13 protein-coding genes and 1 other RNA gene are annotated in these 15,913 nt (G+C 29.2%); 12 read left to right on the plus strand and 2 right to left on the minus strand.

The features are described from left to right. The first annotated feature begins 356 nt into the window (after positions 1 to 356). Entirely contained in the window at positions 357 to 1,001 is a 645-nt protein-coding gene (gene ccpN, locus T514_RS0112320) for a transcriptional regulator CcpN (RefSeq protein WP_027625051.1), read from the plus strand. Between the two features lie 67 nt (positions 1,002 to 1,068). Continuing rightward, entirely contained in the window at positions 1,069 to 3,702 is a 2,634-nt protein-coding gene (gene ppdK / locus T514_RS0112325; RefSeq protein WP_027625052.1) for a pyruvate, phosphate dikinase, read from the plus strand. A 46-nt stretch (positions 3,703 to 3,748) separates the two neighbouring features. On the opposite strand, the gene T514_RS0112330 is transcribed toward ppdK, so the two are convergent. Continuing rightward, positions 3,749 to 4,819, minus strand: coding sequence for a CotS family spore coat protein (locus T514_RS0112330; protein ID WP_027625053.1), 1,071 nt, complete (start codon positions 4,817 to 4,819; stop codon positions 3,749 to 3,751). A gap of 450 nt (positions 4,820 to 5,269) precedes the next feature. On the opposite strand from T514_RS0112330, the gene dnaG reads away from it, so the two are divergent. From dnaG to T514_RS0112365, 8 genes are all read left to right on the plus strand, one after another. Further along, positions 5,270 to 7,036: a DNA primase gene (gene dnaG, locus T514_RS0112335; protein ID WP_027625054.1), complete on the plus strand. Its 1,767-nt coding sequence runs from the start codon at positions 5,270 to 5,272 to the stop codon at positions 7,034 to 7,036. Between the two features lie 2 nt (positions 7,037 to 7,038). Continuing rightward, complete coding sequence (rpoD, locus tag T514_RS0112340) at positions 7,039 to 8,124, plus strand: RNA polymerase sigma factor RpoD (protein WP_027625055.1); 1,086 nt, start codon at positions 7,039 to 7,041, stop codon at positions 8,122 to 8,124. A 76-nt stretch (positions 8,125 to 8,200) separates the two neighbouring features. Beyond that, positions 8,201 to 9,088 (plus strand): PH domain-containing protein, encoded by an 888-nt coding sequence (locus T514_RS0112345; RefSeq protein WP_027625056.1) that lies wholly within the window; start codon positions 8,201 to 8,203, stop codon positions 9,086 to 9,088. Between the two features lie 24 nt (positions 9,089 to 9,112). Continuing rightward, entirely contained in the window at positions 9,113 to 9,802 is a 690-nt protein-coding gene (locus T514_RS0112350; protein WP_027625057.1) for a tRNA (adenine(22)-N(1))-methyltransferase, read from the plus strand. Then, positions 9,793 to 10,605: a Nif3-like dinuclear metal center hexameric protein gene (locus tag T514_RS0112355; RefSeq protein WP_027625058.1), complete on the plus strand. Its 813-nt coding sequence runs from the start codon at positions 9,793 to 9,795 to the stop codon at positions 10,603 to 10,605. Before T514_RS0112350 ends, T514_RS0112355 begins: the two co-directional genes overlap by 10 nt. Positions 10,606 to 10,668: 63 nt before the next feature. Further along, on the plus strand, positions 10,669 to 11,379 hold the full coding sequence (locus T514_RS0112360) for a zinc ribbon domain-containing protein (protein WP_027625059.1): 711 nt from the start codon (positions 10,669 to 10,671) through the stop codon (positions 11,377 to 11,379). A gap of 87 nt (positions 11,380 to 11,466) precedes the next feature. After that, an RNA gene (rnpB, locus tag T514_RS25775) (RNase P RNA component class A) lies at positions 11,467 to 11,812 on the plus strand. 271 nt (positions 11,813 to 12,083) lie between these two features. Continuing rightward, complete coding sequence (locus T514_RS0112365) at positions 12,084 to 12,668, plus strand: DUF4878 domain-containing protein (protein ID WP_027625060.1); 585 nt, start codon at positions 12,084 to 12,086, stop codon at positions 12,666 to 12,668. A 120-nt stretch (positions 12,669 to 12,788) separates the two neighbouring features. Here the strand turns inward: T514_RS0112365 and T514_RS0112370 are convergent, their stop codons facing one another. After that, on the minus strand, positions 12,789 to 13,106 hold the full coding sequence (locus T514_RS0112370) for a TIGR04076 family protein (RefSeq protein ID WP_034869006.1): 318 nt from the start codon (positions 13,104 to 13,106) through the stop codon (positions 12,789 to 12,791). A gap of 250 nt (positions 13,107 to 13,356) precedes the next feature. On the opposite strand from T514_RS0112370, the gene T514_RS0112375 reads away from it, so the two are divergent. Then, on the plus strand, positions 13,357 to 14,154 hold the full coding sequence (locus tag T514_RS0112375) for an ABC transporter ATP-binding protein (RefSeq protein ID WP_027625062.1): 798 nt from the start codon (positions 13,357 to 13,359) through the stop codon (positions 14,152 to 14,154). Further along, on the plus strand, positions 14,151 to 15,812 hold the full coding sequence (locus tag T514_RS0112380; protein ID WP_027625063.1) for a hypothetical protein: 1,662 nt from the start codon (positions 14,151 to 14,153) through the stop codon (positions 15,810 to 15,812). The genes T514_RS0112375 and T514_RS0112380 overlap by 4 nt, the downstream gene beginning before the upstream one ends. Positions 15,813 to 15,913: the final 101 nt, after the last annotated feature.

Below are 15,913 nucleotides of genomic sequence, written 5' to 3' on the forward strand. Positions count from 1 at the left end.
AGTATCTGCTGACTTTTAGGTTGTTATAGTCAAAACGTATTGAATAAAAATTGGAAATTTGGTAAAATTTAATAAAGGGGAATTAACATAATTTTTTAAAAATATTTATTTTTTTAATAGGGTAATTATAATATTTTGTACTGCTGGCATATTGCACTAATTTTAATTTGTAAAATTGTATAATGTTACAAAAATCAAAAAAACAAGGTTGATATAGTATAAGAAAGAAAAAAACATATATAAATAGAATAATGTAAATAAATAAGCATATAAAGACAAAAGTGCTATACTATATCGTGCAATATGATGCTATAATGAAGAGGAATTAGAAATTAATAGTCTTTTTGAGAAAGAGGGTGAAGAAAATTAAACTATCACAAAGACAAGAAGAAATTATTAAATTAGTAAAAGAGCAGGAACCTATAACTAGTGAACATTTAGCAAAACAATTAAGTGTTACTAGGGCTGCACTTAGACCTGATTTAGCGATACTAACTATGACGGGTATATTAGAGGCTAAGCCAAAGGTTGGATACATATATTCAAAGAAACCCTCTTATAGCTTGATATATGATTATATTAGAAAGATAAAAGTGAAGGATATAATGTCTCAACCTGTGGTAGTTAACGAGGCTACCACTGTATATGATGCTATACTTAATCTTTTTCTAAATGATGTTGGAACATTGTTTGTTGAGAATAATGGATTTTTAGTGGGAGCAACTTCTAGAAAGGATTTTTTAAAGTTTGCCATGGGTGGAACTGATATGCATAAAGTTCCAGTAGGAATAATCATGACAAGAATGCCTAATATAGTTGTTGTTGATGGAGAAGAAAGTGCTTATGAAGCAGCAATTAAGATTATAGAACATGAAATAGATAGTTTGCCTGTAGTAACAAAAGAACCAGATACTGATAAAAAGGATGCCTTTAAAATAATAGGAAAAATTTCTAAAACCAATATCACTAAGTTATTAGTGAAAATGGGAGAAAATTCTTAAGTCGCAGTAATGAGTTTTTACTCTTTACATAAAAATGGAGACAATAAATAACAAAGGGGATGTTATTATGGAAAAAAACAAATACGTATATCTTTTTAACGAAGGTAATGCATCAATGAAAAATTTACTTGGAGGAAAAGGAGCTAACTTAGCAGAAATGACTAATTTAGGTATACCTGTTCCACAAGGCTTTACGGTTACTACTGAGGCATGTACAAAATATTATGAAGACGGTAAGAAGCTATCTAAAGAAGTAGTAGAACAAATATATAAGGCATTAGAAGAATTAGAAAATAGTACAAACAAAAAATTTGGTAGTGTAGAAAATCCATTGTTAGTATCAGTAAGATCTGGAGCAAGGGTTTCAATGCCAGGTATGATGGATACTATATTAAATCTAGGCTTAAATGACAATACAGTTGAGGCAGTAGCAAAGTTAACAAGCAATGAAAGATTTGCGTATGATTCATATAGAAGATTTATCCAAATGTTCTCAGATGTTGTTATGGGTATAGATAAGAGACAGTTTGAAGATATACTAGACGAAGTAAAAGAATCTATAGGAGCAAAGTTTGATACAGACCTTAAAGCATCAGATTTAAAAGAAGTTGTTAAAAAATATAAAGCAATATACAAAAAAGAAATGGGAGAGGATTTCCCACAGGAACCAACTGATCAGTTAATTGAAGCTGTTACAGCAGTATTTAGATCTTGGGATAATCCAAGAGCCATTGTTTATAGAAGATTAAATGATATACCAGGAAGCTGGGGTACAGCTGTAAATGTTCAAAGCATGGTATTTGGAAATATGGGAGAAACTTCAGGTACAGGAGTAGCATTTACTAGAAATCCTGCTACTGGAGAAAACAATATATTTGGAGAGTATTTAATAAATGCTCAAGGAGAAGATGTTGTTGCAGGTATAAGAACTCCTCAACCTATAACAAAATTAAAAGAAGATTTACCGCAGTGTTATGATGAATTTATGGCAATAGCACAAAAGCTAGAAAAACATTATAAAGACATGCAAGATATGGAATTTACTATAGAACAAGGAAAGCTTTATTTCTTACAGACAAGAAATGGTAAGAGAACTGCTCAGGCAGCTTTAAAGATAGCAGTAGATATGGTAAATGAAGGTCTTATAACTAAGGAAGAGGCAATACTTAAAGTTGACCCGAAGCAACTAGATACACTATTACACCCAAACTTTGATGCAGTAGAATTAAAAAACGCTGAAGTAATAGCAAAAGGGCTTCCAGCTTCTCCAGGAGCAGCTTGTGGTAAGGTATATTTTACCGCTGAAGAAGCAAAAGCTCATCATGAATTAGGAGAAAAGGTTGTTTTAGTAAGACTTGAAACATCACCAGAAGATATAGAAGGAATGGTAGCAGCTGAAGGTATACTTACTGTAAGAGGGGGTATGACTTCTCATGCAGCAGTTGTAGCAAGAGGAATGGGAACTTGTTGTGTAGCAGGTTGTGGAGATATAAAAGTAAGTGAAGCAAAAAAAGTTTTTGAAGTAGACGGAACAGTTTATAAAGAAGGAGATTATATTTCCTTAGACGGAAGTACAGGATATGTTTACGGTCAGGCTATAAAGACTGTAGATCCAGAAATAAGCGGATATTTCGGAACATTTATGAATTGGGCAGATGAAATAAGAGTTCTAAAGGTTAGAACTAATGCAGATACTCCAAGAGATGCAAAACAAGCTGTTAGATTTGGGGCAGAAGGTATAGGACTTTGCAGAACTGAGCACATGTTCTTTGATGAAGATAGAATACCAGCTGTAAGAGAAATGATAGTAGCTGAAACAGAAGAACAGAGAAGAAGAGCATTAAGAAAGCTATTACCAATGCAAAGAGAAGACTTTATAGGTATATATGAAGCAATGGAAGAAAGACCAGTAACTATAAGATTCTTAGATCCACCACTACATGAATTCTTACCAACAGAAGATGAAGATATAACTGAATTAGCAAAGGATATGGGAATTACATTTGAACACTTAAAAGCTACAGTAGAATCATTACATGAATTTAATCCAATGATGGGTCATAGGGGATGTAGACTTACTGTTTCTTACCCAGAAATTGCAGAAATGCAAACAAGAGCGGTAATTGAAGCTGCCTTAGATGTTAAGAAGAGAAAAGGCTACAATATAGTACCAGAAATAATGATTCCTCTTGTAGGAGAATTAAAAGAATTAAAATTCGTAAAAGACATAGTTGTAAGTGTAGCAAATGAAGTAATAGAAGCATCAGGAGCTGAATTAACTTATAAAGTAGGTACTATGATTGAGATACCAAGAGCTGCTATTACAGCAGACGAGATTGCAAAGGAAGCAGAATTCTTCTCCTTTGGAACTAATGATTTAACTCAGATGAGTTTTGGTTTCTCAAGAGATGATGCTGGTAAATTCTTAGTTGATTACTATGATAAGAAAATATATGATTTTGATCCATTCCAGAAGTTAGACCAGAATGGAGTAGGAAAATTAGTTAAAATTGCTTGCGATCTTGGAAAAACTACAAGACCAGATATAAAACTTGGAATATGTGGAGAACATGGTGGAGATCCATCATCAGTTGAATTCTTCCACAATACAGGATTATCTTATGTGTCTTGTTCACCATTTAGAGTTCCAGTGGCAAGACTTGCAGCAGCACAAGCACAAGTTAAAAATCCTAGAAAATAATATATATAAAATTAAAAAATACCCTGCTTAAAAGGCAGGGTGTTTTTTATAAGTTTAAATTTGTATCAAATTTATTTTCAATGTATTCACTAAATTTGTGCAAAAAATCTAATTGATAGTTATCATTCTCTACAGCTTTATCCAGGAGCTTAATAAAGGAAGATTTGTTACATTTATTTATGTTTTTATAATAATCTCTAGATATTTTCCAATACTTTTGAGGAAAACATAGATAAACTAAAATATATTTGTATTCATCAAGATTTAGTGGCCTTATTTTTTCATAATAGTTAAGACAATCAACAGCTAATTTAAGGCTCCAACGAGTTTTATCTCTTCTTAATAATCTTCTCATAAAGTAGCAAATGTCATGGACACAATGGTCTATTCTGCATTTATCAAAATCTATTACCCATATATTTTTATTATCATCAAATATAATATTTTTATTAACATAATCTAAATGACATAATGCTTTTTTAAGGTTACTGCTATTAATAGTACTAGCTACTGATAATGTTGATCTTGCCATGATTAGATTTTCATCAAAGTGTTGTAAAAACCTTCTTGAAAATTTGTCTTTATGCTTAAAAGCTAAATTTGAACAATTTAGTAATTGACCAAAGTGCTTTTCAGTAGATACATATAGATCATTAAATCCTGTTCTGTGAGAACTTCCTTTAAGAGGAACAAAGTTTTTTGAACAAAAATGCATTTTTGCTAAGTTTTCAGCACAAAGAAATACATGTTCTTCTATGTCATAGTTACATTTTATTCCATCAATCCAAGGTGTCAAGATAAATAACATGTTACTATAGTTAACATATCTACTTCTATCTAGGGTTGGTAATATTCTAGGTACATTTATACCATATCTGTAAAACCACTCAATTGAAGAATATACAAATAGAAGTTCATCTAAAGGAAAATATATTTTTTTTAAACAGAAGCTATTATTATTATAATCAACCTTATAAACTGCTCTTTGTTTATCTGTATTTTTAAATTTTATTTGATTAACTGAAGAATTTTCCAAACCATATTGAGGAAGAACGTATTTTTTTACGTTTTCTTCAGATAATAAATTAAGACTATATGTTTCAGCCGCATAAGGCATATTAACACTCCTTACTTGTTTATCTCTTTATAATCATATTATAAATGTTTTTATAATATACATATAATTATAAAAAAACATCCAAAATCAAAATTTCGGTGAATAAAAAGGAGTTTTAGCTAAAATATAGAATATCTAAAATATAGAATATCTTAGAAAGTGGAGGGTTATTAATATTATTTAGAATAATTTTCATGGCAATATGGGCAGAATAATATTTGCATATATTCTTATAAAAAATTATAATTTTGAAGGATATTTAGTTTTTATAAAGAATATATATTATAGTTAAATATAATTTTTATAAAAAAATTAAAATGTAAGAAGGAATATATTAATATTTGTCGAATATATTTAATTCGGTTAAAAAAAAGTAAAAATTAAGGCGCATTTTATTTAAATTTATAATAATTTAATAGTATAATATAATAAGTTAGGTGGAATGTTTAGTTGATATCGGAAGATGTCATACAAAAGGTCAAAGAATTGAATAATATTGTAGATGTAGTTTCTGAAACCGTTAGACTCAAAAGAGCAGGTAGATACTACACAGGGTTATGTCCATTTCATCATGAGAAAACCCCATCATTTACTGTAACTCCGGATAAACAAATATACAAATGTTTCGGATGTGGTGAAGCTGGAAATGTCATAAGTTTTGTAATGAAAACTAAAAATGTATCATTTGGGGATGCGGTACAAATACTAGCCGATAGAGTTAATATAGATATAAAATATAAGGATAAGAGTGGCTTTGGTACGAATCCAAATGAAAAATTATATAAAATAAATGTGGAAGCGGCTAGATATTTCTTTTCTAATTTAAGAAAAGATAGGAAATCAAGAAGTTATTTATTAGCTAGGGGGATTGCAGAGAAAACAATAAATAATTTTGGATTAGGTTATGCTTTAGATAGTTGGGATGGGCTTTTAAGATTTCTAAAAGGAAAAGGATATTCTGAACTAGATATGTTAGAAGCGGGACTTATTATAAAGAGCAAAAAGGGTTCTTTTTATGATAGGTTCAGGAATAGAATTATATTCCCTGTTTTTGACTACAGAGGAAGGGTTATAGGATTTGGAGGAAGAGTATTAGATGACTCTAAGCCTAAATACCTAAATTCTCCTGAAACAAACATTTTTAAAAAAGGAACAAATCTTTATGGATTGAATTTCGCTATTAAAAATAATACTGATAGAATGTTTATTATAGTGGAAGGTTACATGGATTGTATATCATTACATCAAAATGGAATAAATTCAGCAGTAGCTTCTTTAGGAACAGCACTTACATCTAGTCAAGCAAAACTTCTAAAAAGATATGCAGATAAAGTTATAATTTCTTATGATGCAGATTTAGCAGGTGAAAAAGCTACATTAAGAGGACTTCATATATTAAAGGAAGAGGGTTTCGATGTAAGAGTACTAACTATACCTGATGGCAAAGATCCAGATGAGTATATTAGAGGTCATGGTAAAGAGGCCTTTATTAGTCTGGTAAAAAGTTCTACTCAATTGATAGATTATAGAATAGAAAAGGCAGCTGAGGGAATAGATTTAAATAATCCTCAAAATATTGTTAAATATGCGGAGGCAGCTGTAGATATAATTAAAGAGTTAACACCTGTAGAAAAAGATATTTATATAAGAAAGTTATCAGAGAAAACAGGAATCAAGGATCAAGCATTATATGATCTTATGAATAATAATTTGCAAAAACATGACAAAAATTATGAAAATATGAATAGTGATGAGGTTTTTGGGAATAAATTATATGTAGAACCAATATATGTAAAGGCAGAAAGAGAACTGTTAAAATTAATTATTAATAAAAAAGAAATACAAGATTATGCCTTACAATTTTTAAATGAAGAAACATTTATTTCACAAAAATCTAAAGATATATTTGAATTAGTATTGGAAAATTTAGAGGCAAGTGAAGATGAAATAGGAAAATTGATTGAGGTAAATTTCAAGGATGCTGACATAATAAAAGAATGGATAAATATAGTGGAAATTAAATTAATAAGTGAGAACTGTGATTATAAAATTTTAGTAGATGATTATATAAAGGAAATAAAAAAATATAAGTTAGAGGAGACAAAAAGGAAAATTATGAATGAAATTAAGAACTACGAATCTGAAGGAAAAATTAATGAATCATTAAAGTTAGCACAGGAGCTTATAAATATTCAAAAAGAGTTAGGTGGTATGTAGTAATGGCGGAGGGAGGCAATAATATGAAAGATAAAAATGGAAAAATGCAATTAGTAAAGAAGCTCATTGAAAAAGGAAAGAAAAATGGAACTCTTACTTATAAAGAAATAATGGATGAATTAGATGAAGTAGATTTAAGTCCTGAACAGATAGAAAAAATTTATGAAGTACTTGAATCTATGGGCATTGATGTTATTGGTGATATGCAAGACAGTGATGTACAAGAAGAAGAGTTAGACTTGTCAATTCCTGAAGGAATCGCTATAGATGATCCTGTAAGAATGTATTTAAAAGAGATAGGAAAAGTTCCTCTATTATCCCCAGAAGAAGAAATAGATTTAGCTCAAAGAATAGAACAGGGAGAGCAAGCGGCTAAAAAGAAATTAGCAGAAGCAAATTTAAGATTAGTTGTAAGTATAGCTAAAAGATATGTTGGAAGAGGAATGTTATTCCTAGATTTAATACAAGAAGGAAATTTAGGACTTATAAAAGCTGTAGAAAAGTTTGACTATAGAAAAGGATATAAATTTAGTACATATGCTACATGGTGGATTAGACAGGCGATAACAAGAGCGATAGCAGACCAGGCTAGAACTATTAGAATACCAGTCCATATGGTAGAAACTATTAATAAGTTAATTAGAGTTTCAAGACAGTTATTACAAGAACTTGGTAGAGAGCCTTTACCAGAAGAAGTAGCAAAACATATGGAAATGCCAGTAGATAAAGTAAGAGAAATAATGAAGATAGCTCAGGAACCCGTTTCTCTTGAGACTCCGATTGGAGAAGAAGAAGATAGCCATTTAGGAGATTTCATACCAGATGATGATGCTCCAGCGCCAGCAGAAGCAGCAGCATTCACTATGCTAAAGGAGCAACTTATAAATGTTTTAGATACATTAACTCCAAGAGAAGAAAAGGTATTAAGACTTAGATTTGGATTAGACGATGGCAGAGCAAGGACTTTAGAAGAAGTAGGTAAGGAATTTAATGTTACAAGAGAAAGAATAAGACAGATAGAAGCTAAAGCATTAAGAAAACTTAGACATCCAAGTAGAAGTAAAAAATTAAAAGATTATTTAGATTAATAAAAGCACCTTTTGGTGCTTTATTCTATAATAAAAAAACCATATATAATTATAAATATATGGGGAAGGTGATAGTATGGAAAAATTTAAGTCTATAAAGGGGCAAGGATTACCTTATATTATTGGAGAAACCATATTATATAATCTATTTATAATATTAATGGTAATTGTTATAAATTCTTATGAGTTTTCAAATTTATTTAAGATAGCCTTTATAGTTATAAATATATATGAATTACATTATATTTTCATGTATATTTCCTTAGAATACAATATAGCTGATGAATATATTCAAATTAGTAGTATATTTGGATTGAAGAAAGAAAAAATATTTTTTAAAGATATAGAGGGCTATTCCCAAAGTAAAGGTGAAATTAAGGGAGTAAAATTATATGGACATGGAAAAGATCATTTTGCATTAGGTAAATCTATTATTGATAAAATAGGAACTGCAAAAATGTATGTAACATGTAATAAAAATATAATATATTTAAAAACTCAGGATATAACCTATGGAATATCTCCCATAGATGGAGATAAATTTATAAATATATTAAATGGTAAAAAGATAAAGCAGGGAAGTTGGAATTATTCCACAAATAAAAATATAAATTTATATAAAGATAAGAAGTTTTTTATACCGTTGATAGTTGTAGCAGTAATAATTATAATTCTTACATTACATCCATTTGTGTTATATTTATATAATAAGCTGCCAGAGAAGATGCCTTTGAGTTTTGATGCTAATTTTAATCCTGTAAAGATTGGAACAGGAAAGCAATTTGCATTCAAGCAAATGACCTATGGAGTATTAAATATGGCTATTTTATTTTGTATGTATTATGCTTCTTATTTTTATGCAAAATATGATAAAAAATCTGCTTACAAATTTATTTATGTATCTTTAGCTTCCTCACTCTTATTTTTTATAATGCAAATAAAAGTACTACTTAATTTCCAGTAATGAATATCGGAATGGAGGCAAAGTATGGATATAAGTATAAGACTAAAAGCTATTACAGATATGGTTGAAAAGTGTAACTGTTGTGCAGACATTGGTACAGATCATGGATATATACCAATTTATCTTATTCAAAAGGAAATTTGCAATAAAGTTATAGCTTCAGATATCAACAAAGGTCCTATTGAAAAGGCTAAAAAAAATATAAAGTTAGAAGAATTAGAAAAATTTATTCAATGTAGGATTGGTGGAGGATTAACTACCATAAAACCTGGTGAAGTAAATTCAGCAATAATTGCAGGTATGGGAGGAAATCTTATAAGAGATATTATAGAAGAAAGTAAGGACGTATTCAAAAGCTTAGATTATCTTATTGTGCAGCCAGTACAAAATCCAGAGATATTAAGAGAACATATTTATACAGAGGGTTACGAAATATTAGAGGAAGACCTATGTATAGATGAAAATAAATATTATGAGATAATGAAAATAAAATATAATAATAAAATTCAAAAGGTAGATACTATTTTCTATGAAATAAGCAAATATCTGATAGATAATAAACATCCATTAATTAAAGAATATGTTGTAAAAAAGATAGACAAGTATGAAAAAATATGTCATGCTATTAGTGAAGATACTAAATTGGCAAGGAACAGAAGAAGAGAAGTGAAAGATAAAATTTATAGATTAAAGGAGTTGTTACTATGTCTTTAAAAGTGAAAGATATAAGCGAGATAATGGAAGAATATGCTCCTTTAAATTTAAAAGAAAGTTATGACAATGTAGGGCTTATGATAGGAGATCCAGAGTGTGAGGTTAAGTCTATTCTAGTAGCCTTGGATTGTACAATGAAGACAATTGAAGAAGCTGAAGAAAATAACTGTAATTTAATAATAACTCACCATCCTTTATTGTTTAGAAAACCAAGTAGTATAACTACAGAAACTCTTCAGGGAAGAAAAATTATGGAGATAATAAAGAATGGCATAAATCTATACTCTAGTCATACTAATTTAGATTCAACTGATTGTGGAATTAATGATTTAGCAATGCAACTGTTAGAGTTTAAAAACTATGATGTTATAGAGCCAAGTAGCATTAATGCTGGGGATAGACAGGTAGGCATTGGTAGAATTATAAATTTATCCAATCCAACTACCCTTGAAGAATTATGTGAAAAGGCAAAAGAAGCTTTTGAAATATGTACGTTAAAATATTCAGGAGAAGATCATCAAATTATAAAAAAAGTAGCTGTAATAAATGGTAGTGGAAGCGATTTCCTTATGAAAGCTAAAGCATTAGGTGCAGACTGCATTATTACAGGGGATACTACTTATCATTATGTTAGTGATTTACAAGAAGAAGGTATAAGTATTATAGATGTAGGGCATTTTGAATCAGAATGGCCTGGTATGAAAATTGTAGGAAAATGGTTAGAAAATAGAATAAGATTCATGGGATATAGTAATAATGTACTTATATCTAATGAAGCTGTTTCACCCTATAAGTATAAATAGAAATAGGCTTTTTGGCTTATTTCTATTTTTTATATAATTGATTAAATATAAGGAGGCTTATTTATGGATGATATAAAATTATTATTATTTTTACAAGAGAAGTACAATAAAGTGGAGGAAAATAATAAAATATTAAAGGATAATTCCTATATTAAAATATTAAGCAAAATGAAAGAGGATTTTAATAAATTAAAGAAAGAGTATATTAATGGGAAAAGTGAACTAGAGAATATTAGAAAAAAATATAAAGTATTAAATGAAGAAATAGAAGAGCTAAGAAAAGGAGTAGATGAAGACGAATATATTCTTTATAATAAATGTGGCAATGATTTAAAAATGATAAACACTTTGCAAGAGGAAATAGAAAGCAAAAATAAGAAAATAAATGAAAAAGAAAAAGAAGTAATGAGTATGTTAGAAAAAGAAGAAAAATTAAGTAAAGAGGTATCAACAGCAGAAAATATACTAAAAAAAATAAAGCATGAATTTAATAGTTATAAGGGAAGTGTAGAGAATAAGCTGCATGCAGCTAAAGAAGAACTTAAAACATATGAAAAGGAAATGAGTAGCATAAGAAGTAAGCTTCCATCAGATATATTAGAAGATTTTGATTACATAAAAAGTCAGAAGAAAGTTGCAGTAGCTCTTTTACAAAATGGTGTATGTGCAGGTTGTAAAATAAAAGTATCTTCATTAACAATAGATGAACTAAATAAGAAAAGTGGGATTGTGCATTGTGATAACTGTGGTAGGATATTGTGGAAGGAAGACTAGCTTGAGGTAAATCAGGTAATAAAAAAAGCTTTTTAAATACGGAAATTTATTTGCTTTTTAGCCTGTAATGTGTTATTATTTATCTTGCGAGTAAGCCAGACAGTCGCTGCTGCTGAAAATGCAGGAGAGGAAAGTCGGAGCTCCATAGGGCAGGGTGCTGGATAATACCCAGTCAGGGTGACCTGAAGGAAAGTGCAACAGAGATATACCGCCTAAGTTTACTTAGGTAAGGGTGGAAAGGCGAGGTAAGAGCTCACCAGCGCAATGGCGACTTTGCGGCTATGTAAACCCCATCTGGAGCAAGATCGAATAGGGAAGCATAAAGGGGCGGCCCGTCCCGCTTCCGGGTAGTATCGCTTGAGCCTATTGGTAACAATAGGCCTAGATAGATGACTGTTAAATACAGAACTCCGCTTACAGACTTAGTCGCATAATTTGTATAAAACACTACGTTTACACGTGGTGTTTTTTTAGTCTATAGTCTTTTTTCATCTTCAGAATAATAATCTTCCTCCTTATCTTTAAAACGTTCAAATAAATCCATTTATACAACTATATAAGTAAATAAAAAACTTTTTAAAATAAATTTTTTATTATATAAAAGTTAAAAGTGATAAATATATAAAATATTTCATATGTATACTTATAATATAATTTATGGTATAATTTATATGCTATATTATTTTTGAGGGGGAAACATAATAATGAAATCTATTTTAAAAAGACTAATATCCGTTGTACTTATGACAATCTTAGCTGTTTCCTTAGTTGGATGTGGTGCTAAACCAGAGCAAACTGCTAAGGACTTTTTAGATGCTATTAAACAACAGGACATTAATAAGGCAGCTTCACTTGTAAAAGATAATAATTCTAAAGAAGGATTAAAGTATGACAATAAAGAACAAGAAAAGATGGCAAAAGCTATTTTTTCTAAACTTGAGTATACTTTAGGTAAGATAGATAATAAGGGGGATACTGCTACAGTTAAAGCCTCTATTACATCATTAGATTTACCTAAAATAACAACAAAGTTGATGGCTGATTTACTTCCTACTATGATGTCTCAGGCACTTTCAGAAGAAAAAGTTGATGAAAAGAAACAAGAGGCTATGGTACTTGAACAGTTATTAAAGTCTGTAAATGATCCTAATGCTCCTAAAATTAAGAAAGATGTTGATATAAAATTAGTTAAAGTTGATAAGGAATGGCGTGTAGATGCTGATGAACAATTATTAAATGCAATAACTGGAGATATTGGTTCAGTACAAAAAAAGTTTGAAGGTAAATAAATATTTTATATAGGTTTAGATTAATTAAGTAAATTTAAAAGATTAAATATGAGTAAAAGGTATGTCCCAAAATATAAAGTGATTTATATTTTGGGACATACCTTTTACTAAATATTAAAATTAATCAGCAATTCTTTCTAACTTGTAGATAACTGGATGAAGACCATCATTACAACAACGTATAGCTACTCCATCTTGTTTTACATAAGGGTTATTTCCACCTGAAGCTAAAACAGAAACTGTGTCGGAGATACCCTTCCAAGCACCGTTACAAAAACCTTCTGGTTGAGCAGCGTTCTTTGATATGTATTCCTTGCCTTCTTCATTCTTAGCACAGACAACAGGAACATCATCTTTAGCATATTCTTTATGAATATCCTCAACCTTAATCTTCTTTAGCACTGTAATTTTTACAGCATAGTTTTTTGTGTTTTCCATATCAATTACCCCCAAATAAAAAATTATAGTATCCAATATATATATAATAGCTCAATTATTTACATAACACAAATTATTTTATGTTATAATTTGTGCTATTAAGGAGATAAAGATACCGTATCTAAGCCTAAAATTAGATAGTTTAAAGTCTTTTTAGAGTGTATTTATTTCTTGAATAAGGTAAATATTGTTACTGAGGGGTTCCTATGTTACAATGAAATAAAAAGCTACAGAAAATTGAGGTGATTTTATGGAATTGACAAATGAACCCATAATTACTATGAGGGATCTTAAGATGAGTTTTGGAGACAAACAGGTATTAAAGGGTATAAATTTAGATGTATATAAAGGGCAAATAATAGGATATATAGGTCCTAATGGAGCAGGAAAGAGCACTACAGTAAAAATTATGTTGGGGCTTATTGGAGGATATACTGGAGAGGTTAGTATACTTGGAAAGCCTATAAATGATGAGGATGTAGAATATAAAAGGAAGATAGGGTATGTTCCGGAAACAGCAGATATATATGATAATCTTACTGCAAAGGAATACTTGACTTTTATAGGGGAATTATATGGGTTAGATTATAATGACGTTGATAATAAGGCAAAAAACCTTATGACAATGTTTGGAATAGAACAGGTATATAATTCTAAAATTTCTTCTTATTCGAAGGGAATGAAACAAAAGGTTTTACTAATATCAAGTTTGATACACAACCCAGATATATTATTTTTAGATGAACCTTTAAGTGGATTGGATGCAAATAGTGTGATGATAGTTAAAGAAATTTTAGCAGAACTAGCGGGTGAAGGAAAAACCATATTTTACTCATCTCATATAATGGATGTTGTAGAGAAAATAAGTAATAGAATTGTTTTACTAAGTGATGGGCAAATAGTGGCAGATGGAAGTTTTGATGATTTAAAGCATCAATGTCAGGAAGGGACATTAGAACAGATATTTAATCAACTAACAGGTTTTAATAAATATAAAGAAATAGCAGAAGAATTTGTATCTATAGTACAAGGCAGGTCAGTAATATGAAAGAGTTTACAGTATTAAAAATTATAGATAAGTTCAAGTGGATTTTTGAGAAATCTGGTGTAGACTATAAAACTATGAGGAAAATTCTTCAGCTTAAGCTTACCATGGATGGAAGAAGAGTTCCTACTGTAATCAATAATTCTCAAAAAAAGAAAGAAGAAGAAAATGATAAAAATCAGTTTTTTAAATCGCTATGGATGTACGTATTATTAGGATTATTTTTAGTGGCGTTAGTAATATCAAATAAGAATATAATGTTTCAAATGAGCATATTTTTTGGTATATTAATGTTTATGCTTATTACAACTTTTATTTCTGATTTTTCATCTGTGTTATTAGACATTAGAGATAAAAATATTATATTTACTAAACCTGTAACGAGCAAAACTATTAATGCAGCTAAATTTATGCATATATTAATTTATATGTTTTATATAACCATTTCATTAACGGGAATTGCACTTATGGTATCAATTAAACATGGAGCTGCTTTTTTTATAGTTTTGTTATGTGAAATAATTTTGGTAGATATATTTATGATAGCACTTACAGCTTTATTATATGCTTTAATATTAAGATTTTTTGATGGAGAAAAGTTAAAGGATGTAATAAATTATGTTCAGATAATTTTAACAATAACAATAACTATAGGATATCAGTTTATAGGAAGATTATTTAATATTATTAATGTAAATGCAGTTTTTACACCTAAATGGTGGCAATATTTAATATGGCCTATATGGTTTGCTGCGCCTTTAGAGATGGTATTAAATAATAATTTTAATAATTATATTATAGGTTTATCATTATGTGCCATTATAGTACCTTGTGTGTCTATATTAATTTATATAAAGCTTGTGCCTAGTTTTGAAAGAAACTTACAAAAACTAAATAACAGTTCAGGGATAAATAAGAGTAAAAAGAATTTAGGAGAAACACTAAGTAGATTTGTTTGTTTTGATAATGAAGAGAGGACATTTTTTAAATTTGGTTACAATATGATAAAAAATGAAAGACAATTTAAATTAAAGGTTTATCCATCATTAGGACTTGCTATTGTTTTTCCATTCTTATTTCTGTTTAATACTATTTCTAAAACCGAAACTTTTAGTCAATGGTTAGCTTATATGCCTTCAACAAAATATTATTTTAATATATATTTTTCTGTTTTAAATTTACCTACTGTGGTTATGATGATGAAGTATTCAGAGAGGTATAAGGGAGCTTGGATTTATAGAACAATGCCTATTAAAAACGTAGCACCAGCTTTTAAGGGCGTGTTAAAGGCAATAGTGATAAAACTTATAGCTCCAATATATATATTTATATCAATTATATTTACGTTTATATTTGGAGTTAAGATTATTCCACATTTAGTTATAGGATTTTTTAATATGATGATATTTACAATTATGTGTTTTAAATTTATGGATAAAGATCTTCCGTTTTCTAAAAGCTTTCAAGCTACGCAAAATGGTGAAGGATTAATAGTAATACTTCTTTTGTTTGTATTGGCAGCTTTGGGTGGAATACATTATGGCATAGCATCAATTAATGCAAGTATTTATGTATATATATATATGGTAATAATGTTTGTAGCTACAGTGGTATATTGGAGAAAGTCCTTTAATATTCCATGGAGCAAAGTTATGAAATAATATGAGATTTAATAAATGTAATATTAATAGTATAATTAGGGTTATTGGCATTTGACAATAATCCTAAAATACGTTATTATTAAATTAGCAAATGCCAATAA

It is taken from the genome of Clostridium lundense DSM 17049, from assembly GCF_000619945.1.
Lineage (GTDB): Bacteria > Bacillota > Clostridia > Clostridiales > Clostridiaceae > Clostridium_AO > Clostridium_AO lundense.

What these genes read in the sequence shown, in the direction of transcription:
- T514_RS0112330 (WP_027625053.1), bottom strand. Translation starts at nt 4,819, where the DNA reads ATGCCTTATGCGGCTGAAACATATAGTCTTAATTTATTATCTGAAGAA.
- T514_RS0112355 (WP_027625058.1), top strand. Translation starts at nt 9,793, where the DNA reads ATGTCTTTAAAAGTGAAAGATATAAGCGAGATAATGGAAGAATATGCT.
- T514_RS0112380 (WP_027625063.1), top strand. Translation starts at nt 14,151, where the DNA reads ATGAAAGAGTTTACAGTATTAAAAATTATAGATAAGTTCAAGTGGATT.
- T514_RS0112360 (WP_027625059.1), top strand. Translation starts at nt 10,669, where the DNA reads ATGGATGATATAAAATTATTATTATTTTTACAAGAGAAGTACAATAAA.
- T514_RS0112345 (WP_027625056.1), top strand. Translation starts at nt 8,201, where the DNA reads ATGGAAAAATTTAAGTCTATAAAGGGGCAAGGATTACCTTATATTATT.
- ppdK (WP_027625052.1), top strand. Translation starts at nt 1,069, where the DNA reads ATGGAAAAAAACAAATACGTATATCTTTTTAACGAAGGTAATGCATCA.
- T514_RS0112365 (WP_027625060.1), top strand. Translation starts at nt 12,084, where the DNA reads ATGAAATCTATTTTAAAAAGACTAATATCCGTTGTACTTATGACAATC.
- rpoD (WP_027625055.1), top strand. Translation starts at nt 7,039, where the DNA reads ATGGCGGAGGGAGGCAATAATATGAAAGATAAAAATGGAAAAATGCAA.
- T514_RS0112370 (WP_034869006.1), bottom strand. Translation starts at nt 13,106, where the DNA reads ATGGAAAACACAAAAAACTATGCTGTAAAAATTACAGTGCTAAAGAAG.
- T514_RS0112375 (WP_027625062.1), top strand. Translation starts at nt 13,357, where the DNA reads ATGGAATTGACAAATGAACCCATAATTACTATGAGGGATCTTAAGATG.
- T514_RS0112350 (WP_027625057.1), top strand. Translation starts at nt 9,113, where the DNA reads ATGGATATAAGTATAAGACTAAAAGCTATTACAGATATGGTTGAAAAG.